General features: G+C 73.6%; 20 protein-coding genes. 10 read left to right on the top strand and 10 right to left on the bottom strand.

All coding sequences use genetic code 11. The features are described from left to right. Positions 1 to 59 precede the first annotated feature (59 nt). Complete coding sequence (locus tag ACH4F2_RS19155; protein WP_398133879.1) at positions 60 to 2,663, bottom strand: bifunctional FO biosynthesis protein CofGH; 2,604 nt, start codon at positions 2,661 to 2,663, stop codon at positions 60 to 62. A gap of 240 nt (positions 2,664 to 2,903) precedes the next feature. Here ACH4F2_RS19155 and ACH4F2_RS19150 point away from each other — a divergent pair, with 240 nt between their 5' ends. Beyond that, positions 2,904 to 4,418: a CehA/McbA family metallohydrolase gene (locus ACH4F2_RS19150; protein WP_398133878.1), complete on the top strand. Its 1,515-nt coding sequence runs from the start codon at positions 2,904 to 2,906 to the stop codon at positions 4,416 to 4,418. Positions 4,419 to 4,451: 33 nt separating this feature from the next. On the opposite strand, the gene ACH4F2_RS19145 is transcribed toward ACH4F2_RS19150, so the two are convergent. Continuing rightward, on the bottom strand, positions 4,452 to 5,246 hold the full coding sequence (locus ACH4F2_RS19145; RefSeq protein ID WP_398133877.1) for an endonuclease/exonuclease/phosphatase family protein: 795 nt from the start codon (positions 5,244 to 5,246) through the stop codon (positions 4,452 to 4,454). A gap of 100 nt (positions 5,247 to 5,346) precedes the next feature. Between ACH4F2_RS19145 and ACH4F2_RS19140 the strand changes: the two genes are divergently transcribed. From ACH4F2_RS19140 to ACH4F2_RS19130, 3 genes are all read left to right on the top strand, one after another. Next, positions 5,347 to 5,775 (top strand): nitroreductase/quinone reductase family protein, encoded by a 429-nt coding sequence (locus ACH4F2_RS19140; protein WP_398133926.1) that lies wholly within the window; start codon positions 5,347 to 5,349, stop codon positions 5,773 to 5,775. 90 nt (positions 5,776 to 5,865) lie between these two features. Next, a complete protein-coding gene (locus ACH4F2_RS19135; protein ID WP_398133876.1) occupies positions 5,866 to 8,835 on the top strand; it encodes a BTAD domain-containing putative transcriptional regulator in 2,970 nt (989 codons plus the stop codon). Between the two features lie 204 nt (positions 8,836 to 9,039). After that, positions 9,040 to 9,261: a hypothetical protein gene (locus ACH4F2_RS19130; RefSeq protein ID WP_398133875.1), complete on the top strand. Its 222-nt coding sequence runs from the start codon at positions 9,040 to 9,042 to the stop codon at positions 9,259 to 9,261. Positions 9,262 to 9,377: 116 nt separating this feature from the next. On the opposite strand, the gene ACH4F2_RS19125 is transcribed toward ACH4F2_RS19130, so the two are convergent. Together ACH4F2_RS19125 and ACH4F2_RS19120 are read right to left on the bottom strand one after the other, a co-directional pair. Continuing rightward, positions 9,378 to 11,816, bottom strand: a complete 2,439-nt coding sequence (locus ACH4F2_RS19125; protein ID WP_398133874.1) for a PQQ-binding-like beta-propeller repeat protein — start codon at positions 11,814 to 11,816, stop codon at positions 9,378 to 9,380. A 210-nt stretch (positions 11,817 to 12,026) separates the two neighbouring features. Next, positions 12,027 to 12,824, bottom strand: coding sequence for a VOC family protein (locus ACH4F2_RS19120; RefSeq protein ID WP_398133873.1), 798 nt, complete (start codon positions 12,822 to 12,824; stop codon positions 12,027 to 12,029). A gap of 134 nt (positions 12,825 to 12,958) precedes the next feature. On the opposite strand from ACH4F2_RS19120, the gene ACH4F2_RS19115 reads away from it, so the two are divergent. Then, complete coding sequence (locus ACH4F2_RS19115) at positions 12,959 to 13,594, top strand: TetR family transcriptional regulator (protein ID WP_398133925.1); 636 nt, start codon at positions 12,959 to 12,961, stop codon at positions 13,592 to 13,594. Positions 13,595 to 13,650: 56 nt separating this feature from the next. Here ACH4F2_RS19115 and ACH4F2_RS19110 read toward each other — a convergent pair whose 3' ends face one another. Beyond that, positions 13,651 to 13,815, bottom strand: coding sequence for a hypothetical protein (locus ACH4F2_RS19110; RefSeq protein WP_398133872.1), 165 nt, complete (start codon positions 13,813 to 13,815; stop codon positions 13,651 to 13,653). Between the two features lie 332 nt (positions 13,816 to 14,147). On the opposite strand from ACH4F2_RS19110, the gene ACH4F2_RS19105 reads away from it, so the two are divergent. Together ACH4F2_RS19105 and ACH4F2_RS19100 are read left to right on the top strand one after the other, a co-directional pair. Continuing rightward, positions 14,148 to 14,573 (top strand): pyridoxamine 5'-phosphate oxidase family protein, encoded by a 426-nt coding sequence (locus tag ACH4F2_RS19105; RefSeq protein ID WP_398133871.1) that lies wholly within the window; start codon positions 14,148 to 14,150, stop codon positions 14,571 to 14,573. A 97-nt stretch (positions 14,574 to 14,670) separates the two neighbouring features. Then, positions 14,671 to 15,339, top strand: coding sequence for a pyridoxal 5'-phosphate synthase (locus ACH4F2_RS19100; protein ID WP_398133870.1), 669 nt, complete (start codon positions 14,671 to 14,673; stop codon positions 15,337 to 15,339). Between the two features lie 7 nt (positions 15,340 to 15,346). Here the strand turns inward: ACH4F2_RS19100 and ACH4F2_RS19095 are convergent, their stop codons facing one another. Both ACH4F2_RS19095 and ACH4F2_RS19090 read right to left on the bottom strand, forming a co-directional pair. Next, complete coding sequence (locus tag ACH4F2_RS19095; protein WP_398133869.1) at positions 15,347 to 15,961, bottom strand: GNAT family N-acetyltransferase; 615 nt, start codon at positions 15,959 to 15,961, stop codon at positions 15,347 to 15,349. 8 nt (positions 15,962 to 15,969) lie between these two features. Continuing rightward, positions 15,970 to 17,280: an MFS transporter gene (locus ACH4F2_RS19090; RefSeq protein WP_398133868.1), complete on the bottom strand. Its 1,311-nt coding sequence runs from the start codon at positions 17,278 to 17,280 to the stop codon at positions 15,970 to 15,972. Positions 17,281 to 17,352: 72 nt separating this feature from the next. Between ACH4F2_RS19090 and ACH4F2_RS19085 the strand changes: the two genes are divergently transcribed. Continuing rightward, positions 17,353 to 18,387: a GlxA family transcriptional regulator gene (locus ACH4F2_RS19085; RefSeq protein WP_398133867.1), complete on the top strand. Its 1,035-nt coding sequence runs from the start codon at positions 17,353 to 17,355 to the stop codon at positions 18,385 to 18,387. A 372-nt stretch (positions 18,388 to 18,759) separates the two neighbouring features. On the opposite strand, the gene ACH4F2_RS19080 is transcribed toward ACH4F2_RS19085, so the two are convergent. From ACH4F2_RS19080 to ACH4F2_RS19070, 3 genes are all read right to left on the bottom strand, one after another. Further along, positions 18,760 to 19,236: an ATP-binding protein gene (locus ACH4F2_RS19080; protein ID WP_398133924.1), complete on the bottom strand. Its 477-nt coding sequence runs from the start codon at positions 19,234 to 19,236 to the stop codon at positions 18,760 to 18,762. Between the two features lie 564 nt (positions 19,237 to 19,800). Continuing rightward, positions 19,801 to 20,313 carry an EF-hand domain-containing protein gene (locus ACH4F2_RS19075; protein ID WP_398133866.1) on the bottom strand — a complete coding sequence of 171 codons (513 nt, stop codon included), beginning with the start codon at positions 20,311 to 20,313 and terminating at the stop codon, positions 19,801 to 19,803. An 85-nt stretch (positions 20,314 to 20,398) separates the two neighbouring features. Continuing rightward, positions 20,399 to 20,779, bottom strand: coding sequence for an STAS domain-containing protein (locus ACH4F2_RS19070; protein WP_398133923.1), 381 nt, complete (start codon positions 20,777 to 20,779; stop codon positions 20,399 to 20,401). A 399-nt stretch (positions 20,780 to 21,178) separates the two neighbouring features. On the opposite strand from ACH4F2_RS19070, the gene ACH4F2_RS19065 reads away from it, so the two are divergent. Further along, complete coding sequence (locus ACH4F2_RS19065; RefSeq protein ID WP_398133865.1) at positions 21,179 to 21,769, top strand: sigma-70 family RNA polymerase sigma factor; 591 nt, start codon at positions 21,179 to 21,181, stop codon at positions 21,767 to 21,769. After that, on the top strand, positions 21,766 to 22,941 hold the full coding sequence (locus ACH4F2_RS19060) for a zf-HC2 domain-containing protein (protein ID WP_398133864.1): 1,176 nt from the start codon (positions 21,766 to 21,768) through the stop codon (positions 22,939 to 22,941). The genes ACH4F2_RS19065 and ACH4F2_RS19060 overlap by 4 nt, the downstream gene beginning before the upstream one ends. Positions 22,942 to 22,953: the final 12 nt, after the last annotated feature.

The following is a 22,953-nucleotide window of genomic DNA, read 5'->3' as shown; positions in this document are numbered from 1 at the left end:
ACACCGGGGGCCCGATCATCGTACTGCGGACGGCCCACACCCCTGGCCCTCCCCGGACGTCAGTCCAGTACCGGCAGCAGCTCCGGCAGGTGACCGTCCGACGCCGCCGCCGCCCGCTGCCGCTCCTCGGGCACCGGGCCGTACAGCGTCGTCCGGGGCTTCGCCGGGCGGCCGGCCGCGTCGGCGACCGCGATCAGGTCCTTGACCGACTTGTACGAGCCGTACGACGAGCCCGCCATCCGCGAGATCGTCTCCTCCATCAGGGTCCCGCCGAGGTCGTTGGCGCCGGAGCGGAGCATCTCCGCCGCACCCTCCGTGCCCAGTTTCACCCAGCTCGTCTGGATGTTGGGGATGTGCGGGTGCAGGAGGAGGCGGGCCATCGCCGTGACCGCGCGGTTGTCGCGCACGGACGGGCCCGGCCTCGCGATGCCCGCCAGGTACACCGGCGCGTTGGTGTGGATGAAGGGGAGCGTCACGAACTCCGTGAAGCCGCCCGTGCGCTGCTGGATTCCGGCGAGGGTACGCAGGTGGCCCAGCCAGTGACGGGGCTGGTCCACGTGGCCGTACATCATCGTGGACGAAGAGCGGATGCCCAGTTCGTGCGCCGTCTCGATCACCTCGATCCACGTCGCCGTCGGCAGCTTGCCCTTGGTCAGGATCCAGCGGACCTCGTCGTCGAGGATCTCCGCCGCCGTGCCCGGGATCGAGTCCAGGCCCGCTTCCTTCGCCGCGCCCAGCCACTCGCGGACGGACATGCCGGTGCGGGTCGCGCCGTTGACGACCTCCATCGGGGAGAAGGCGTGCACGTGCATGCCGGGGACGCGTTCCTTGACGGCCCTCGCGATGTCGAAGTAGGCGGTGCCCGGCAGGTCCGGGTGGATGCCGCCCTGCATGCAGACCTCGACCGCGCCCACGTCCCAGGCCTGCTGCGCGCGGTCGGCGACCTGCTCCAGGGAGAGCGTGTACGCGTCGGCGTCCGTGCGGCGCTGGGCGAAGGCGCAGAAGCGGCAGCCGGTGTAGCAGACGTTCGTGAAGTTGATGTTCCGGGTGACGATGTACGTCACGTCGTCGCCCGAGACGGACTTGCGCACGTCGTCGGCCACCGCGCACAGGGCGTCCAGCGCCGGGCCGTCCGCGTGCAGCAGGGCGAGGGCCTCGCCGTCCGTCAGCTTCGTGGGGTCGTCGGCCGCCGTCGCCAGCGCGGCCCGTACGTCCGTGTCGATGCGCTCCGGTGCCATACCGGGGACGGCGGCCTCGCGCAGGGCGCCCCAGTCGCCGTACACCTCGTCGAAGTCGTCGCGGCGGTCCGACGTACGGCCCTCGGTGTCGATGGCCGTGTGCAGGTCGGTGCGGCCGGTGGCGGTGAACGCCTCGTCCGGTTCCTGCCACGGGTGGCCCTCGACCGTCGCGTCCTCGCGGGCCAGGCCCGTCACCGGATCGGCGAGGGCCGCGACGTGCGGGCGCAGGCGCGGGTCCAGCCAGGGTTCGCCGCGCCGCACGAACTCCGGGTACACGCAGAGGCGTTCGCGCAGCTCGAAGCCGGCCGTGCGGGACTTCTCGGCGAGTTCGTCGATCTGCGGCCAGGGGCGCTCGGGGTTGACGTGGTCGATGGTGAGCGGGGAGACGCCGCCCCAGTCGTCGATTCCGGCGCCGATCAGACGCTCGTACTCCGAGTCCACCAGGTTGGGCGGGGCCTGCAGGCAGGCGGACGGGCCCATGATGTGGCGGGCGACGGCCACCGCGGCGACCAGCTCGTCCAGTTCCGCGTCCGGCATGCCGCGCATCGCGGTGTCCGGCTTGGCGCGGAAGTTCTGGATGATCAGCTCCTGGACGCCGTGGTAGGCGCGGGAGACCTTCCGCAGGGCGAACAGTGACTCGGCGCGCTCCTCGTAGGTCTCGCCGATGCCGATGAGGACGCCGGAGGTGAAGGGGACCGAGGAGCGGCCGGCGTCCTCCAGGACGCGCAGGCGGACGGCCGGTTCCTTGTCCGGGGAGCCGTGGTGGGGGCCGCCGGGCTCGGACCACAGGCGGGTCGCGGTGGTCTCCAGCATCATGCCCATGGAGGGGGCGACCGGCTTGAGCCGCTGGAAGTCCGTCCAGGTCATGACGCCGGGGTTGAGGTGCGGGAGGAGGCCGGTCTCCTCCAGGATGCGGATGGAGACGGCGCGGACGTAGGCGATCGTGTCGTCGTAGCCGTGCGCGTCGAGCCACTCGCGGGCCTCGGGCCAGCGGTCCTCGGGCTTGTCGCCGAGGGTGATGAGGGCTTCCTTGCAGCCGAGGGCGGCGCCGCGCCGGGCGATGTCGAGGACCTCGTCGGGGGACATGAACATCCCGTGCCCCTCGCGGCGCAGCTTGCCGGGGACGGTGACGAACGTGCAGTAATGGCACTTGTCCCGGCACAGCCGGGTCAGCGGGATGAAGACGCTCTTCGAGTAGGTGATGACGCCGGGGCGCCCGGCCGCCTCCAGGCCGGCGTCCCGGACCCGGGCGGCGGACGCGGTGAGGGCGTCGAGGTGCTCGCCGCGGGCCTGGAGCAGCACCGCGGCCTCGGACACGTCGAGGGCGACGCCGTCCCGCGCGCGTTTGAGGGCGCGACGCAGGGAGTTCTCGGTGGGGCCCGCGGGGTCGGCGGGTCCGGTTCCGGGGGTCGCGGAAGTCGTCATCCTTCGAGCATACGAGCGGCGTGATCAGGACGCGGGGGCCGTACCGCCGGGCCACCCCGGCGGCCCCCTCCCCCCACCGCGCGGTTTCCCGGTCGCCCACCGCGCGGCCTCCCGCTCTCAATCCGCCGAACCCCTTTCCTTGTACGGGAGTTCACGGCTCAATACGAGGGTTGCACGCACCACCCCTGCACCACCGATGTCACCGATGTCATGTCACTGACGACACCTGGGAGCAGCAGCATGTGCGAGGACGACCACGCCGGGATCGGCAGACGCGCGGTGTTCGCGACGGGAGCCGCCGCGGCGCTTACGCTGGGAACCGTGAGCTTCGCCTCGGCGGCACCCCGGGAGCAGCGGAAGTCAACGGTGCGCGGCACCCTGCCCACCGGCTCGCCCGACTTCGTGTACATCCCCGTCGAGGTCCCGGCCGGCGTCCGGGAGATCCACGTCGCCTACACCTACGACCGCCCCGCCGTCCCGGCCGGCACCGCGGGCAACGCCCTCGACATCGGCCTCTTCGACGAGCGCGGCACCGGCCTCGGCGGCCGGGGTTTCAGGGGCTGGTCGGGCGGGGCGCGCACGGAGTTCTTCGTACGGGCGGACGACGCGACCCCCGGCTACCTCCCCGGACCGGTCCGGGCGGGCGTGTGGCACATCGCCCTCGGCCCGTACACGGTGGCTCCGCAGGGGCTGCCGTACGAGATCACGATCACCCTGACCTACGGCGAGCAGGGCGAGGCCGTCCGGCCGGTCTATCCACCCGAGCGCGCCAGGGGACGGGGCCGCGCCTGGTACCGGGGCGACTGCCACCTGCACTCCGTCTACTCCGACGGCCGCTACACCCTCGCCGAGATCGCGGCGCTCGCCCGGGCCGCGGGCCTCGACTTCATCAACTCCTCCGAGCACAACACGCACTCGGCACACGCCCACTGGGCCGCGGAGGCCGGGGACGACCTGCTGATCATGCTCGGCGAGGAGGTGACGACCCGCAACGGCCACGTCGTCGCCATCGGCACCGATCCCGGCACCTTCGTCGACTGGCGCTACCGGGCCCGGGACAACCGCTTCGGCCGCTTCGCCCGCCAGATCCGGCGCGCCGGCGGCCTGGTCGTCCCGGCCCACCCGCACGCCACCTGCATCGGCTGCAACTGGAAGTTCGGGTTCGGGGAGGCGGACGCGGTCGAGGTGTGGAACGGGGCGTACACGCCCGACGACGAGGTGGCGCTGGCCGACTGGGACAGCATGCTGGTCGCCTCCGTGCGCGACGGGCAGGGCGGCAGGGGCTGGCTCCCGGCGATGGGCAGCAGCGACTCCCACCGCGCCCCGGACCTGATCGGCCGCCCGCAGACCGTCGTCCTCGCCGACGACCTGACCCGGGAGGCGATCCAGGAGGGCATCCGGGCCGGGCGCTCGTACGTCGCCGAGTCGGCGAAGGTGTCGCTGGCCTTCACCGCGTCGGGCGGCCGGGGCGAGCACGCCGGCATCGGCGAGCGGCTGCGCGTGGACGACGACACCCCGGTCACCGTCCGCCTGGAGGTGACGGGCGCCCCTCGCTGCACGGTGCGCTTCGTCACGGACCAGGGCGTGCTGTTCACCAGTGCGCCGCTGCCGGTGTCCGGCGCGGACGTCGTGGAGTGGCGGACGACCGCCTCCTACGCCGCGTACGTACGGGCGGAACTGCGGCACGAGGCGGCGGCGGGGCCCCTGCCGGGAACACCGGCGGCGCTCACGAACCCGATTTTCCTGGGGCGTTAGCAACCGGGCGGACGCGCTCCCCCGCCCGGCGGCTCACCACCCCGTCAGGTCCGCGACGACCGCCGCGTGGTCGGAGGGCCACACGCCGTCCACGGGGCCGTCGCCCGCCCGCCGCACGGCACGTACGCGGCCGAGTCCGGCCGGGCCGGGCGGCCCCACGTGGACGTAGTCGATCCGGGCGCCCGGCACCGGCCCGTCGGGGATGTACGGGTTGGCCCCGTCCCAGGTCGCGGACGGGGCCGAGGGGTCGGCGTACTCCCAGGCGTCCTGGAGCCGTCCCGCGCGCAGGAGGCGTACCTCCGGCGACTCGGGGGTGGCGTTGAAGTCCCCGGTGACGACGGGCGGGAAGGCGGTGCCGTGGCGGTGCCCGGCGACGAACTCCGCGAGCGCGGCGACCTGTTCGCGGCGCACCTTCGAGGCGTGGCCGCCCGAGTTCAGGTGGGCGGTGAAGAACGGGACCGGGTGGCCGGGCGCGTCCAGGCGGGCGTAGAGCGCGAGGCGTCCGTCGTCGATCTCCTCGGGGGCGGGCAGCCGCAGCGCGGCCCGCTCCACGACGGGCCAGCGGCTGAGCACCGCGGTGCCGATACCGACCGTGTCGTCGCCGATCCGCCGCTGCCACCGCTCGGGGGCCTCGGAGGCCGCCCATGCGCAGTGCAGGCCGAGTTCGCCGGCCAGCCACTCGGCGAGGTTCGCGCCGTCGGCGGCGGCCCAGACCTCCTGGAGGCCGACGACGTCCGGCCGCAGCTCCCGCAGTACGGAGAGGACCGCCTTCTGACGGTCGGCCCACGGCCCGAACCGCCACCACACGTTCCAGGTCACGACCCGCACACCCGCACCACCCGTCTCTCGGCCCTGCCCTCACCCTTCCCCTGAGGTTTTCCGGGGAACATGGAGGCACACGAGACAGGAGGGTGAACGAACGATGTCGATGTCGCCCAACGCCGGGAAGCCGCCGTTCGCCGAGAGGAAGTACCGGGCCGTCACGGCCGTCCAGCGCCGCCTCAACGCCGTCCTGCGCCGCCTGCCCGCCCAGACCCTGCTGGAGACCACCGGCCGCGTCTCCGGCCTCCCCCGCCGCACGCCGGTGGGCGGCCGCCTGGCGGGAGACTCCTTCTGGCTGGTGTCGGAGTTCGGCGAACGGTCCCAGTACGTCCGCAACATCCGGGCCGATCCGCGGGTACGGGTGCGGGTCCGGGGCCGCTGGTACACGGGAACGGCGCACCCCCTGCCCGACGACGACCCGGTCGCGCGCCTGCGGCGCCTGCCCCGGTTCAACAGCCTGGCGGTGCGCGCCATGGGGGTGGGGACGGGGCTTCTGTCGGTGCGGGTGGACCTGGAGGGGCGAGGGAGCAGGTGAGGGACCTGTGATCGGTGTCTCCCACGGCTGACGAGGTCGGCATGAACAAGGCAAACTGACGTAGTTGCTCAGGATGCCTAGGGGGACTGCATGGACCGTGTACCGCGCGTACCGGAGCAGCGGCGTCCCGGATCCCCGGCGGAACCGGAGAAGCCGGCGGCGCTGCGCTTTTGCGTACTGGGACCCGTACGCGCCTGGCGCGGCGAGGAACCGCTGGCCACCGGCTCCCCGCAGCAGCGCGCCCTGCTGGCCGCGCTGCTGCTCCGCGAGGGCCGTACGGCCACGGCGGCCGAGCTGATCGACGCCCTGTGGGGCGAGGAACCGCCGTCGCAGGCGCTGGCGGCGCTGCGGACGTACGCGTCCCGGCTGCGCAAGGTCCTGGACCCGGGGGTCCTGGTGAGCGAGTCCGGCGGGTACGCCGTGCGGGGCCTGGACGACGGGGCGCTGGACCTCGCGGTGGTCCAGGACCTGGCCGCCGAGGCCGAGAAGGCCCGGGGGGCCGGGGACCTGTGCCACGCCCGTGACGTGCTGCGCCGCGCGCTGGCACGGTGGGACGGCGAGGTACTGGCCGGCGTCCCCGGACCCTATGCCGAGACACAGCGCGTCCGTCTGGAGGAGTGGCGGCTCCAACTCCTCGAGACCCGCCTCGACATGGACCTGGAGCAGGGCTGCCACGCGGAGACCGTCTCGGAGCTGACGGCGCTCACGGCGGCACACCCCCTGCGGGAACGCCTGCGGGAACTGCTGATGCTGGCCCTGTACCGCAGCGGACGCCAGGCGGAGGCCCTCGCCGTCTACGCGGACACCCGGCGCCTGCTCGCCGACGAACTCGGTGTCGACCCGCGCCCCGGCCTCCAGGAGCTCCAGCAGCGCATCCTCCGGGCCGACCCGGGCCTGGCCGAACCATCGACGCCGGCCGCGGAGACGGCGGCGGCCCCGGTACGGCCGGCGCAACTCCCCGCCACGGTGCCCGACTTCACGGGACGCGCGTCCTTCGTACGCGAGCTGAGCGACGTACTGTCCTCCTCCGCGGACGGCGCCACGGGCCGCGTCATGGCGGTCTCCGCACTCGCGGGCATCGGCGGCGTCGGCAAGACGACCCTCGCGGTGCACGTCGCCCACCGGGCGCGGGCCGCCTTCCCCGACGGACAGCTGTACGTCGACCTCCAGGGCGCGGGCGCGCGGGCGGCGGAGCCGGAGACGGTACTGGGCTCCTTCCTCCGCGCCCTGGGCACGGACGACTCGGCCGTCCCCGACTCCCTGGAGGAGCGGGCCGCCCTGTACCGATCGGTCCTGGACGGCCGTCGCGTCCTCGTCCTCCTCGACAACGCCCGGGACGCCGCCCAGGTACGGCCACTGCTCCCCGGTACGGAGGGCTGCGCCGCGCTGGTGACGGCACGGGTGCGGATGGTGGACCTCGCCGGGGCGCACCTGGTCGACCTGGACGTGATGTCCCCGGACGAGGCGCTGGCCCTCTTCACGAAGATCGTGGGCGAGGAGCGGGTGACCTCGGAGCGGGAAGCGGCCCTGGACGTGGTCGGCGCCTGCGGTTTCCTGCCCCTCGCGATCCGCATCGCGGCGTCCCGCCTCGCGGCCCGCCGGACGTGGACGGTGTCGGTCCTCGCGGCGAAGCTGGCGGACGAACGGCGCAGGCTGGACGAGCTGCAGGCCGGGGACCTGGCCGTCAAGGCCACCTTCGAGCTGGGCTACGGCCAGCTGGAACGGGCTCAGGCCCGCGCCTTCCGCCTGCTCGGGCTGGCCGACGGGCCGGACATCTCCCTCGCGGCGGCGGCGGCGGTGCTGGACCTGCCCGTGGAGGACACCGAGGACCTGCTGGAGTCCCTGGTGGACACGTCGCTGCTCGAATCGGCGGCGCCGGGCCGGTACCGGTTCCACGACCTGGTGCGGCTCTACGCGCGTGCGTGCGCCGAGAGGGACGAGCATCCGCCGAGCGAGCGGGGGGCCGCGCTGTCGCGGTTGCTGGACTTCTACCTGGCCACGGCCGCGGGGGTGTACGCGATCGAGCGGCCGGGCGACCGGCTGGTGGACGGCCTGGAGGCGACCGAGTATCCCGGGCTGACGTTCACCGAGGGGTCGGCGGCGCTGGACTGGCTGTACACGGAGGCGGCGCCCCTGCTGGCATGCGTGCGGCAGACGGCTGCCTCGGACCGGCTCCGGCGGGGCGTCGACCTGCTGTGGGCCGCCAAGGACCTCACCGAGTCCGGTGCCGACTCGCACCAGTACGAGACGACGGCGAGGAGCATGTGCGAGGCGACGCGCACGGCGGGCGACACCCTGGCCGAGGGACGGGCCCGGACGGTGCTCACCGACGTCCTCCTGGTGACCGGCCGCATCCCGCAGGCGGAGGAGGAGTCGCGGCTGGCGATGCGACTGGCCCAGTCCGTTCAGGACGCCGTCGCGGTGAGCTGGGTCGCCAACAGCCTGGGACTCATCTGCCTGCACCAGGGGCGGCACGGGGACAGCAAGCCGTACTTCGAGCGGGCCATCGACGGCTTCCGGGCGCTGTGCAACCGGCCCCCGGAGGCGACGGCCCTGTGCAACCTCTCACGTGCCCACCTGGGGGTCGGCGATGTCACGCAGGCCGTCGACTTCGCACGGCGGGGGCTGGACGCGCACGCCGAGTTCGGCAGGACCGTGCGCCTCGCCAACAGCCACTACGCGCTGGGCATCGCCCTCGGCCGGGCCGGCCGGCACACGGAGGCGCTCGGACACTTCTCCGAGGCCCTGACGATCTTCACCGCACACCGGCAGCGGCTGTGGGAGGGAACGACGAACTTCCGCATCGCCGAGGTGCACTTCTCGGCCGGGCGGCCCGCCCAGGCCGCCCAGCACGCCGAACAGGCCCTCGCGCTCGGCTGCATCGGCGGTGACCGCATGCAGGGCAACGCGCTGACCCTGCTGGGCCGTGCCCTGTCCCGTCTGGAACAGACCGACCGGGCCAGGGCCTGCTGGAGCAAGGCGCTCCGGCTCTACGAGCAGGAGGGCGCCGACGAGGCGCACGAGGCGAGGGCCCTGCTCGCTCCCGCGTCGGCCGCCTGAACCGCGCCCGGGACGACGGGCGTTCAGTATTCGTTTATCGCCTCGCGGCATGGTGGTACCCGTCACACCGTCGCGTCGGGGGGCAGACGGTCTGACCAGGGGCCCGACCAGTTATGGTGCGGCTCCGAACGCCCGCCCGGCGAGCCATGGGGGAGCCCCGGGCGGGTGTTCGCCACATGCCATCACAGCGGAGGGACCAAGCCCATGAGCGACCACCAGAAGAGCACGGAAGCGACGGCCACGGGCGAGGCGGCCACCGACGGCGTCAGGACGCTCGCGGAGAACCCCATGCCGGCGCCGCCGAAGGACGGGGGCGCCACCACGCTGGAGAACCCGATGCCCAGCGGACCGGCCAAGCCCGAGGTCAGGACGATGGCGGAGAACCCCATGCCGGCCCCGCCCGCCCTGGACCTTGACGGCAAGTAGACCTTGTTCCGGCACGGGGATCGGCCGCGGCGGCGCGGAGGGGAGCCGCCGCGGCCGACGCGTGTCCGCGGTCGCCTCCGGCCGGGAGCCCCGGGTGGGGCGGACACCCCCGGCCCTCACGTCGTACGGGCCGTACCCGTGCCCTTCTCCGCGTCCAGGGCGTAGACGCAGCGGTCCTTGCTGCACGCGTACACGATGCCGTCCCTCACCACCGGGGAGCCGGTGATCTCGCCGCCCGTGGCCAGCTTCCAGCGGAGGCGGCCGTCGTCGGCCTTCAGGGTGTAGAGCAGGTGGTCGGTCGAGCCGAAGTGGATGCGGCCCTCGGCGACCGCGGGGGCGCCCACGATCTCGCCGCCCGCCTGGAAGCGCCACTTGGGCGTGCCCGTGACCGCGTCCAGCGTGTAGAGGCCCTTGCCGCTGCCCACGTGGACGTGACCGGCGGCCACCAGGACCGGGTCGGTCGAGGAACGGGCCTCCGTGGCGATCCGCCAGCGGTCGCGGCCGTCGGTGGCGTCGAGGGCGTAGACCGTGCCGAGGTAGTCGGCGAGGTAGACGCCGCCGCCGGTCACCGCGGGGCCGGGGACGAAGGCGGGCGGGGCGAGGAAGACCGCCGGGGCCTCGAAGTGCCAGCGGACGTGACCGGTGGTGACCTCCAGGGCGAGGACCCGGGTGCCGGCCGAGACGTAGACGTAGCCGTCGGGGGCGTGGGCGACACGGACCGGCACCCCGCCGCAGGACGCGGCGTCGCCGATCGGGTACGACCAGCGCTCGTCGCCGGTACGGGCGTCCAGGGCGCGCAGCCGGGCGTCCTGCCAGACGTACACCGTCCCGTCGTGGACGGCGGCGCCCGCCTCCGGGGACTCGAAGTCGGTCTGTGCGCCGGTGATCTCCCACAGCTTCTGGCCGCCGGAGGACTCGTACGCCTGGACGCCGCCGCCGCGGGTCGCGGTGACGACCGTGCCCCGGTCGGCCTGGAGGGAGTACACCCAGGCGTCGGTCTGCACGCGCCACAGGTCGGCGCCCCCGCGGGCGTCCAGGGCGAAGAGGGTGGGTCCGTCGGAGGCGTGGATACGGCCGTCCGCGACCGCCATCGACCAGGCGACGTCCCGGGTCTTGAAGCGGCGGCGCCCGGTGGCCACGTCCAGGGCGTGCACCTCGAAGGAGGTGACGTAGACGAGGTCCCCGGCGACGGACGGCGTGCCCCAGACGTCGTTGGACATGCGGAAGCGCCAGGGACGCCAGCCCGCCGGTGACGCCTCGGGAGGCGCGGTGGGGGCGGGCGGGGCCGGTGCCGGTACGGCGGGGTCGGCGCCGTTGACACCCGGGCGGGGACGGGACCAGGACGCGGCGAGCGCGGACTCCGGCGGGGGCGCCGCGACGGCCGCGGAACGCATGTCGGCGACGCGCGGGCCGGGACCGATGGACACCGAGCCCCCGGCCAGCCGGACCGGACCGGTGTCGGGGGCGCCGGCGGGCGCGGGCACCGGCGGTGCGTGGACGGGCGGCGCCGGTACGACGGGATCGTGCGAGGGCGGGGGCGGGAGCGGAGGCGCGGGCACGGCGGGACGGGCACCGGCCGGTCCCGCACCGCCGGCACCTGCGGCACCGCCGCCTCCGACGCCGCGACCGCCGGCCGTCGTGGCGAGCTTGGCCGCGGGGCGGCCGCCCCGGCGGCTCTCGATCATGCCCACCGCCCGCTCGGGCAGCCAGGCCGACGCCGTACCGCTGTCGTCGGAGCCGGAGCCGAACAGGTGCGGGGCGAGCTGTGACTGGAGGTCGGCGGGGTTGGGGCGGTTGGTCGCCTCCATCTGCATGCACGACTCGATGAGCGGACGCAGCTCGTCCGGGAGGCCCTCGAGGTCGGGGCCCTCACGCAGCAGCATGAAGACCGTCTCGACCGGGTTGGCGCCGTGGAAGGGCGGGTGCCCGGTGGCGGCGAAGACCAGCATGGAGCCGAGCGAGAACACGTCGCTCGCGCCGGTGACGCTGCGGGAGTCCTTCGCCTGCTCCGGGGACATGTAGGCGGGGGTGCCGACGGCGACGTTCGTCATCGTCAGCCGGGTGTTCGAGACGCCGGACGCGATGCCGAAGTCGATCACCCGGGGGCCGTCCTCGACGACGAGGACGTTGGAGGGCTTCAGGTCGCGGTGGACGAGTCCGGCGCCGTGGATCGACTGCAGCGCCTCCGCGACGCCCGCCGCCAGCCAGCGCACCGCCTGGGCCGGGAGCGGCCCGCACTCGTTCACTATCTCCTCGAGGGAGGGCGCGGGGACGTACGCCGTGGCCAGCCACGGGACCGCCGCGCGCGGGTCGGCGTCGACCACCGCCGCCGTGTAGAAGCCGGAGACCGCGCGGGCCGCCTCCACCTCGCGCGTGAAGCGGACGCGGAACAGCTGGTCCTCCGCCAGCTCCGTCCGGACCGTCTTGATCGCCACACGCCGGCCGGACGCCGAGCGCGCGAGATAGACCAGCCCCATGCCGCCGGCGCCGAGCCGCCCCAGCACCTCGAACGGCCCGATCCGCCGCGGATCGTGCTGCGTCAGCTGATCCACCACTTGCCTGCCACCTCCCCGTACGGGCCGCGCCACCCACATATGTACGCGACCGAAGTGCAGCGTCTCACCACCGCACCTCCGTGGCGCCACGCACCCCGATTCTTCCTGTCCCGGGCGCTGGTGGCGAACCTGAGGACAATCAGGATGTCCGGTCACGGTCCCGGGCAAAAGGGTAGAGGACGCGGCGGCGACTCGGCCCTTGCGGACCGTTCAGCGCTGCAGCAGCGCGAACGACGCCCCCTGGCCGTCCGAGACCACGGCCACCCTCCCGTACGACGTCTCGAACGGCGGCACCCGCACCCGCCCGCCGAGCCGGGCCACCGCACCGAGCGCGGCCTCGCAGTCCTCGACCAGGAAGTGGACGAGGAAGTGCGGCGGCATCTCGGCGGAGAAGACGTCGGAGACCGGAGCGCGGCCGAAGTCGGGGGAGGCGTCCGGACCGAAGAGGGCGTCGCGGAAGAGGTCGCCGTAGAAGGTGTTGGCGGCCCCGGTGTCCCGGGTGTACAGCTCGGCCCAGGCGAAGGTGCCCGGCTCACGCCGGCGTCCGAAGCCGGGGTGGCGGCCCGGCTGCCAGAGACAGAAGACGGCACCGTCGGGATCGGCGGCGAGCGCGGTGGTGCCCAGGTCGCCGACCGGGTGCGGCGGGGTGACGACCTGCCCGCCGGCGGCCCGGATCCGCTCGGCCAGTGCCGCGGCGTCCGGGGTGTGGAAGTACACGGACCACACGGTGGGCATCCGCCCGTCCGTCTTGCGGGACAGCGCGGCGACGGGATCACCGTCCAGCCGCGCCCACACGGTCCCTCCTTCCGCTTCCGCGCCTTCCGCGCCCCGCGACGCCTTCTCGAAGGTCCAGCCGAAGAGTTCGCCGTAGAAGCGCTTGCCGGCCGCTACGTCGGAGAGTTGCGCGTCCACCCAGCAGGGGGCGCCCTCCGGGTACGCGGAGGGAGGTGAGGGTGACGCGGACGGGTCGCTGGATGTCCGCTTCGCGGATGCACCGTTTTCGGCCATGCCGTCAAAGTAACCGCGCCGTCCGCACCGCGCAGACCAGGCACACCAGTCTCTCTTCGCACGCGCACCCCATTTGCAGTCGGCCGAATCGCGCTCGGATCACCCGTCGGTAAGCTGACGGCATGACAGGACAAGTGCGTACCGTCGACGGCCGCGTGGCCGGTCGACGTGGGCAGGCGACCCGGCAGAAACTGCTCGACTGCCTCAGCGACATGCTCAGCTCCTCCCCCTATCGCGATGTCAAAGTCATCGATGTCGCCCGCAAGGCCGGCACGTCGCCCGCGACCTTCTACCAGTACTTCCCGGACGTCGAGGGCGCCGTCCTGGAGATCGCCGAGCGCATGGCCGCCGAGAGTTCCGGGCTGGCCGAGCTGACGGCGGGCCGCTCGTGGACCGGCAGGGCCGGCTGGCAGACGGCGCAGGAACTCGTCGACGGATTCATGGAGTTCTGGCGGAAGAACGACGCGATCCTGCGCGTCGTCGACCTGGGCGCCGCCGAGGGTGACAAGCGGTTCTCCAAGATCCGCATGAGGATCCTGAACTCGGTCAACACCTCCCTCGCGGACTCGGTCGCCGAACTGCAGGCCAAGGGCAAGGTCGACAAGGACCTGAACCCCGCGGCGATCGCCGGTTCACTGGTCGTGATGCTCGCGGCCGCCGCCTCGCACCAGAAGGGGTTCACCTCCTGGGGCGTCAAGCAGGCCGAACTCCGGCCGCACCTCGCCCTGTTGACGTACCTGGGCGTCACCGGCAAGAAGCCCGCCAAGTAGCGCGCCCAGCAGCCGAACCTGTCATCTGCGCCGCCCCGCGCCCCCCACACTCCGCGTCACGCCGGCAGCGGCCGGTCCCGCACCGCGTGCCTCGTCACCGGTGCCGACGTCAGCCGCCGCGCCTGCGCCCCACCGCCGACCGCCCGCCCGGACTCGGCGGCCGTGTCCCGGCCCTCCTGCCGCGTCGGCACGAAGACCAGCGCCTCGAAGTCCGGCCCCACCGCGGCCGGCTCCCCACCGCACGGCATCCGCCGACCGCCCCGACCGCTCCGGCACGCGCAGCCGCCGGTGACACGGCGGGACGCCCGGCCGCACCCGCGCGGCCGGCCCACCCGGGATGCGCACCCGCCGGTGCCCGTGCAGACTGTCGCCTGGGACCGCCGCACAGGGCGTGCCGTGCCGCCGTCCGCCACACGGCCGGATTCGCCGCCTCCGTGCCGACCCGGGCGCCTGTCCTCACGGACGTGGGGCGGATGTCCGGCGAACGGGAACAGCGGGCCGCCCGGCCGGTGTTGTGCCCACATCGACGCCCGTACCGCTGGAGGAGACCGGAATGGCCCTGACCCGCGAAGAGCGTGAGAAGTTCCTGGCCGAACCCCACGTCGCCGCGCTCGCGGTCGACGCGGGAGCGGGCCGTGCCCCGCTGACCGTGCCGATCTGGTACCAGTACGAGCCGGGCGGCGAAGCGTGGATCATGACCGGGCTGGACAGCCGCAAGAACGAGCTGATCAAGGCGGCGGGCCGGTTCTCCCTGATGGTCGACCGGCTGGAGCCCACCATCCGGTACGTGTCGGTGGAGGGACCGGTCGTCGAGACGGTCACCGCCACCGAGGAGCATCTGCGGGAGCTGGCGGCCCGCTACCTCCCGGCCGACAAGGTCGACGGTTACGTCGCTTTCGCCTCCGCGGACCACGGCGATCAGGTCATCGTCCGCATGCGGCCCGAACGCTGGGTCTCCTCCGACCTCGGCTCGGTGTGAACCCGGGGCACCCTGACACCCGTGGCATCCCTGGCACCCGTGGCATCCCTGGCACCCGCGGCACCCGCGGCGCCCGCGGCACCGTGACAATCGGTGCATGGAAACCGACCTTCACGAGCTGCTGAGGTCACTGCGGGTGTGGGATCCCGCGGTCACCGAGTTGCCGCCCTTCGACCCGGCCACCGCGCCCGGCGACCCCCTGACCCTGTTCACACGGTGGTTCGCCGACGCGGTGGCGGCCGGTCAGACGGAGCCGCACACGATGTCCCTGGCGACGTCGGACGCGGCGGGCCTGCCGGACGTACGCGTCGTGATGCTGCACGGTGCGGACGCGGACGGCTGGTCCTTCGCCACGCACGCCGACAGCCGTAAGGGCCGCCACCTCGCCGCCCGCCCGTACGCCGCCCTCGTCCTCTACTGGCCGGTGCTGGGCCGTCAGGTGCGCCTGCGCGGCCCGGTCGCCGTCGCCCCGGCCGCGGAGGCGCAGGCCGACCTGCACGCGCGGTCGACCGGCGCCCTGGCCGCCGCCCTCACCGGCCGGCAGAGCGCGGAACTGGACTCGCCGGACGAACTGGCCCGCGCGTCGGAGGCGGCCTGGCAGCGGGCCGGTCAGGAGCCGGACGCTCCCGTTCCGTCGTGGACGCTGTACCGGCTGCTCCCCGACGAGGTGGAGTTCTTCCAGGGGGACGCCCGCCGCCGCCACGTACGGCTGGTCTACCGGCGGGCGGAGGACGGCGGCTGGAGCACACGGTCGCTGTGGCCGTGAGCGGTGCTCACCGCACGTCGCCGGACCCCGCCGGTTCCTCGTCCGTCGCCAGCCGCGCGTGCAGGTGCGCGTCCCGGAACACGTCGTGCCGGCCGGCCTCCCACATCGCCCCGCGCATCGTCCCCTCGTAGGCGTATCCGCCGCGTTCGGCGACCCGGCAGGACGCGTCGTGACCGTCCGCGTGGCCCAGTTCCAGGCGGTGCAGGCCGAGTTCCGTGAAGGCCCAGCGCGACACCAGCAGCAGGGCGCGGGTGGCGACGCCTCGGCCGCGGGCCTCGGGGAGCACCCAGTAGCCGACCCGTGCCAGCTTCAGCGGCTGGTTGATCTCGTTGAAGCCGATGTGACCCAGCGGCGTACCGCTCTCCGCGTCGGTGATCCGGAACGACGCGGACCTGCCCTCCGCGGCCTGCCCCGCCCGTGCCCTCAGCGACTCCCGGGCGCCGCTGAGGTCCGTCCACAGTGTCAGCGGTGTGTTCCAGCGCCGGAACTCGGGGTCGAGGTGTCCGCGCAGCCACGTCTCCACGTCGGCGTCGCAAGCGGCGTCCCAGGACCGGAGGTGGAGCCCGTGTCCACGCGGTTCGGTGAGGGAGGGGGCGAGGGTGCGCATACGTGTCTGGACCATCGGGCCATTCAATCCGACCGGGGAGCCGCGTGCCGCCGGATCACCAGTGCCATCAGCGCCGCCGCCGCGCACAGGGCGCCGGACGCGACCCAGACCACGTCGTACGACCCGAAGTGGTCGCGTGCGGCGCCGCCGAGGAAGGCGACGAGGGCGGCACCGATCTGGTGGGAGGCGAGGACCCAGCCGAAGACGATCGCGCTGTCGTCGCCGTAGTGCTCGCGGCACAGGGCGAGGGTGGGCGGGACGGTGGCGACCCAGTCGAGGCCGTAGAAGACGATGAAGAAGACCATCGGCGGGTGGATGCTGGGCGCGAGCAGCATCGGGAGGAAGAGGAGGGAGACGCCGCGCAGGGCGTAGTAGACGGCGAGCAGGCGGCGCGGTTCGAAGCGGTCGGTGAACCAGCCGGAGGCGACCGTGCCGACCACGTCGAACACGCCGATCACGGCGAGCATCGAGGCGGCGGCCGTCAGCGGCATGCCGTGGTCGTGGGCGGCGGGCACGAAGTGGGTCTGGATCAGGCCGTTGGTGGAGGCGCCGCAGATGGCGAAGGTGCCGGCCAGCAGCCAGAACGGGCCGGTGCGGACGGCGGACAGGAGCACCGTGAGCGCGCGGCGCGCGGCGCCGGGCACGGGGGGCGGCTTGGGCACGAACTCCTTGGCTCCGTACGGCTTCTGCCCCACGTCCGCCGGGTGGTCGTGGAGGAGGAGCCAGACGAAGGGGACGACGGCGAGGGCGGCCAGGGCGACGGTGACGGCCGCGGGACGCCAGTCGTACGTCTCCACGATCCAGGACAGCAGGGGCAGGAAGACCAGTTGCCCGGAGGCCGCGGCGGCGGTGAGGACGCCGGTGACCAGGCCGCGGCGCTCGGTGAACCAGCGGTTGGTGACGGTGGCGGCGAAGGCCAGCGCCATCGAGCCGGAGCCGAGGCCGACCAGCAGGCCCCAGCAGAGGATCAGCTGCCAGGCGGAGTCCATCCACACCGTCAGGCCCGAGCCGAGGGAGATCACGATCAGGGCGACCGCGACCACGCGGCGGATGCCGAAGCGGTCCATGAGCGCCGCCGCGAAGGGGGCGGTCAGTCCGTAGAGCGCGAGGTTGACGGAGACGGCGGCGCCGATCGTGCCGCGCGACCAGCCGAAGTCCTCCTGGAGCGGGTCGGTGAGGATGCCGGGCAGGGAGCGGAAGGCGGCGGCGCCGATGATCGTCACGAAGGTGACGGCGGCGACCCACCAGGCGCGGTGCACCCGGCCGCGGCGGCGCGGGAGGGCGGGTCCCGGCCCGGGCGCGGATGCCGCGGCGGCGTCGGTGGTCTGGGTCATGTCCATGAGCTTCCCGGCGCGGGGCCCGTCCGATCGAGTGGCCCGAAGGACATGGTTCGCTAGGATCGGGCCATGCCGTCCGATCGCACGTACCGCCCGCCCCGGCCGCGTCCGCCGCACCGGCCGCACCGCGTCGTCGTCCTCGCTCTCGACGGCCTGCTCCCCTTCGAACTGGGCATCCCGCAGCGGATCTTCGGGCGCGCCAGGGGCGAGGGCATGCGCCCGCTGTACGAGGTCGTCACCTGCTCGGTCCGTCCGCCGGGTCCGGTCGGCACCGACGCGGATTTCACGATCCTGGTCGAGAACGGCCCCGAGGCCCTGGCCACCGCCGACACGGTCGTCGTCCCGAGCTCCTACGAGCTGGGCCCGGTGTACGAGGAGGGGGTGCTGACCGAGGAGCTGGCCGCCGCGCTGGCGCTGGTCCGGCCCGGCACCCGGCTCGTCGCGATCTGCACGGGCGGGTACGTCCTGGCCGCCGCCGGGTGCCTCGACGGCCGGCCGGCGACGACGCACTGGGCCTCGGCAGAGCACTTCCAGCGGCTGTTCCCGAAGGTGCGGGTGGATCCGGACGTGCTGTTCGTCGACGACGGCGACGTGCTCACCTCGGCCGGGGTCGCGGCCGGGATCGATCTGTGCGTGCACATCGTGCGCCGGGATCACGGCACCGCCGTCGCCAACGACGTGGCCCGCCGCACCGTCGTGCCGCCCCACCGCGACGGCGGGCAGGCGCAGTACATCGAGCGGCCGGTGCCCGATCCGCAGCAGTCCTCCACGACCAACGCCCGCACCTGGGCGCTCGGCCGCCTGCAAGAGCCGATCCAGCTGCGGGACATGGCCGCCCAGGAGTCGATGTCCGTACGCACCTTCACCCGCCGCTTCCGCGAGGAGGTCGGTGTCAGCCCGGGCCAGTGGCTCACCGGGCAGCGCGTCGAACGGGCCCGGCACCTGCTGGAGTCCACCGCGCTCTCCGTCGACCAGGTGGCCCGCGACGCGGGCTTCGGCACGGCCCAGTCGATGCGGCAGCATCTGCAGGCGACGCTCGGGGTCACGCCGACCGCGTACCGGCGGACCTTCCGGGCCGAGTTGTCCACACCCTGTGGACAGTGAGCGGCGCCTTCGGCACCCTCTTCGAAATCGCCGGAACGGCGGCGCGGCGCTGTCCGCCCCGAGCATGGCACCGCGCGCGCCGCCACCCGACTCCGGCGCTCCCGCCCGGCTCCCGTCGCCCCCGAGGGAACCGCCGCCGAATCACGACCCACGCTCGTCGAGGTCTCCGTCACCGGGCCCTCGTCGTCCCCTCGCGGCGAATCGTTGCCTACAAGCGTGAGGAGACGGTCACGATCCGTCAACCGACTCAGGGCGATTCATCACTTATGTTCCGTTCGTGCGGGACGCGCACGGAAGCACGCCCGGCGCACTGCCGCATCGGCCCCGGAGCGAGCAGGGCTCTCAGCGCACCCGGCGCATCCCGCGCCGCCGCTACACCACTTCGTACGCGAACCCGTCGTACGCCACCGCGCCGCCGCCGCTCCCGCAGGGCGGCGCGGTCTCCTCGCGTTCGCTGCAGCGGTCCAGTTCGCACCAGATGCGTTTGCCGGTGCCCTCCCGGCTCCAGCCCCAGCGGTCGGCGAGGCCGTCGACCAGGGCCAGACCCCGGCCGCCCGTCGCCTCACCGTTCACGCAGCGGGGCACCGGCGCCCGGTCGCTGGTGTCGTCCACTTCGAGGCGGACGGTGGCCTCCTCGGTCTCCTCGGTGACCGTTCCCGGCAGCACCAGCCGCAGCACGGCCGAACGGCCGGTGTGCACCACGGCATTGGTGACGAGTTCGGAGACGAGCAGGACCAGCGTCTCGGCGATCGGTTCGTCCGCCCGTATCCCGGCCCCGGCGAGACGCGAGCGCGCCCACCGCCTCGCACGCCCCACTTCCGAGGGGTCGGGCCGGACCTCCAGCTGCACTTGAAGCACCTGCACCGCTCACACCATCCGAACCGGCGGACACAAAGGCTCGCGCCACATGAGGGCCACGATCGTAGCCATTCTCTGCATGGCCAGAACAACGGCCGGGTCACGGGTCACGGAACGTGAATCCCTTTCGGCACAGCATGGTTGACGTACAGTCACGCCAACAAGCGCTTCGGGCATATTCCAGCGCGAAGGAGTACCGGTGCGGCATACTGTGCGACGCTCGTTCCGGGAAGTCGAACAGGTGGCGGCCGACGGCCGTTCCACCCTGCGGGGCAAGGCGCACACCGCCGGTTCCGGAGCCGCCCCAGGGGCAACTCCGGCACGGCTGGCGCTCGGGACCACTCGCATCCCACACAAGGTACCGGAGTGTGGCACCGACTCCGGGCCGTGACCGGTCACGCGGCGGACACAACCCGGTATCAACGCTCCGTGACGCCCCCCTGCCACGATCCGCGACACCCGTCACGCCGCCGGCGCCCACGGGGCGGACCCGTCGCCCGGGGGCGCGTCACTCGGGCGCGGTTGCTCGGGCACGGTCTCTCGGGCGCGGGCGCGTCACTCGGGCACGGTGAAGTAGCGGGCGAACGCCGGGACGACCTCCGCCTCCCCCACCTTGCCGTCACCGTCCGCGTCGAGCGCGGCCGCGACCGACCGGGCGGTGTCCCCGGGCACGCCGAGCACGGTGAGCACACGTGCGGCGTCCTCGACGGTGGCGGCCCCGTCGCCGTCGGTGTCGGCGACCTCCAGGGCCGCGTGCAGGAAGGGACGCGCGATCTCGGCGAACCGGTCCGGGTTGTCGCGCAGCCGCTTGACCGCCGCGGTGACGAATTCCTCGCGGGTGATGCGCTGGTCGCCGTCCCGGTCGGCGATGCCCGCCATGCCCTGCCAGAGCGCTTCCGCGCCGGCGTACAGGGCCTGTCCCTTGTCGGACCGGGCGGTGGTGCCGAACTCGGCGAGCAGCGCCTTGGCCGCTCCGCTGAAGTCGGCGCGGTCGATGTAGCCGTTGCCGTCCTGGTCGAAGGTGGCGAACCTCGCGGCGATCCTGCGCTCGTACTCGCTGTTGACCATTGTTTTCTCCCGCCGCCTCACGTCGGTGTCGGTGGTCTGCGTCTCGCTCGGAGCGTACGACGCGGGATGCGGCCGCGGGCGGGATCTACGCGGAGAGCGAGCGCGGCCCGTCGCCGGTCGCCGAGGCGAGATCGGGGTGGACGTCGAAGAGCCGGCGTACCCCGAGCGCGCCGAGGACGCGGTTGACGTGGGAGCCGTCGACGGCACCCTGGGCCGGCAGTATCAGCCGCAGCCGGCCCTGGCAGGAGCGGATGAGCCGCCGGGAGGCGATGAGTACGCCGACCCCGCTGGAGTCGCAGAAGAGGACCTCGGAGAGATCCAGGACAAGGCTGTGCCGCCCCTCGGCCACCTCGTCGTGCACGCGCTGCCGCAGCACCGGTGACGTCACCAGGTCCAGTTCGCCCGACACCTGGAGCACGGCCCACTGACCCTGCTCGCCGCCGGTTACGTTGAACGTCACCACCATGCCCTTCATTCGTCGGAACGTCCGGAACCACCTGAAACGGAAGCCGTGCTTACGCTTCTTGGGCGCGCACCTGCCCACCGGCCGTTCCCGCAAACGCCCGGCCGGAAACGGGGCTCGGTCAGGAGTGGCTTGTTTCAGACGTTTTCGATCCCGTTCGATCGAAAACAATCGAATCCGGTCGCACGGTAGAGGGTAGGGGAGGCGGACCGGAGCGTTTACCACCTGCGGCCCGCCGGGGGCGTGGATTGGCACAAAGGGGCGTGCGGTGTCGGACGTGCCGATTACATTCGGGGACACGATGGCCACAGCCTGGAGACCGGCACCGGGTGGAACGACCATGGACCGACCGGGCACGACGACGGATCGGGCAGGAAACCGGCCAGGGGGTGAAGGGGCCGCATGACGAAGAGGGACGTACCACTGCGGTGGGACCGCAAGATGCAGCAGCGGCTCGCACGCGGCGAGGCCGCCGCCCTGGGGGAGCTCTACGACCGGTTCGCCTCACTCGTGCACGGCCTCGCCCACCGCGTACTCGGTGACGAGCGGGCCGCCGACCGCATCACGCGCGACGTCTTCGCGCACGTCTGGGAGCGTCCGGACGCCTACGACCCCCGGCAGGGCCCGCTGCGCACGTGGCTGGCCACGCTGACCCACCGCCTGGCCGTGCAGCGGCTGCGCGCCACCGAGACTGCCGCGCTCGCCCGCGGCGGTCCCGGCACCACCGAGGAGCTGGAGAGCAAGGTGCGCCACGCCTCGGTCGCCGCCCGCGCCGACTACATCGTCCAGTCCATGCCGGCCCCGCTGCGCGCCGCCCTGGAGCTGGCCTACTTCCAGCGCCGCGACTACCGCCAGACCGCCGCCGACCTGGGCGTCACGGAGGACGAGGCCCGCCGCCGCCTCCGCCTGGGCCTCCAGCTCCTGTCCACCGCCCGCGAAGCCGCCGCCCCGGACACGCCCGGGGCTCCGCCGGGGTACGGGGGCGCGGCATGAAGGAGGCGCACGACGGGAAGGACGGTCGCCGGGCCCGGCCCGATGCGGTGCCGGGTGGGCCGGTCGCGTTGGAGCATCAGGTGCTGACGTCGCTGCTCGGGGCGTGGGCGCTGGCCGCCTGCTCGGCGGACGAGGCCGCCGCCGTCGAGGAGCATCTCGGTGAGTGCGACGCCTGCGCCGACGAGGCGCTGCGGCTGCGCGAGGCCGTCGGGCTGCTCCAGCGGCCGGAGAGCCTCGACCTGGACCCCGCTCTGCGCACCCGCGTCCTGGACGGTTGCCTGGAGCGGCGCCCGCCGCGGATCCCGGTACCCGAGTGGGCCGGTCCCTACGACGCCGAGGCCGCGCGGCTGGACGCGCTGCTGCAGGACATCGGCGACGCCGAATGGCACGCGCCGGTCCGGCTGCGCTGGTTCGAGGCCGACGGCGCCACGAGCCGCCGTACCACCGTCGCCGGGGTCATCGCGCACCTGCTGACCGTCGACGGGCTGGTCGCGCTCACCCTGGGTCTCGCCGACCCGCTGGGCGACATCACCACGCCCACCCCCACCCCGGCCGGCCGTACGGAGGCGTACTGGCGGGCCTCGCACTACCCGCCGACCCGCGCGGTGCGGGCGCCCTGGCGCGAGCAGAGCCACGGCATCGTCCGGACGGTGTCGTTCACCGGTGGCGCGGGCCGGATGCCGGTCTCCTACGGCGACTTCGAGCTGCCGCTGCACGACGCGATGCTGGACCGGGCCTTCGAGTGCTGGGTGCACGCCGAGGACATCGCCGACGCGGTGGACTACCCGTACAAGCCGCCCTCCGCACGTCACCTGAACCGCATGATCGACCTCGCGGCCCGCATGCTGCCGGACGTCCTGGCGGCCCGCCGCCGGGCCGGGCCGGCCGCGCCCGGCGCCCGCCCGCACCTGGTCACGGCGGGCGAGCCGGGCCGCAGCCTGCGGCTGGAGATCGAGGGCTCGGGCGGCGGCGAGTGGCTCATCCCGCTCGACTCCCCCGGCGCGGTGGGCTCCGCCGAGCACGAGGTGGCCCATGTCGCCCTGGACGGCGTGGAGTTCTGCCGGCTGGCCGCGGGACACGTGCCTCCGGCGGAGGCGGCGGCGGGCCAGGTGGGCGACCGGGAAGCGATCAGGGACGTGCTGTTCGCGGCGGCGAGCCTGAGCCGGATGTAGGGGCTGGTCGCG

The organism is Streptomyces sp. NPDC017890 (genome assembly GCF_044328675.1).
GTDB lineage: Bacteria > Actinomycetota > Actinomycetes > Streptomycetales > Streptomycetaceae > Streptomyces.
The sequence above is the reverse complement of the archived record's forward strand: the minus strand, read 5'-3'. Positions and strand labels throughout refer to the sequence as shown.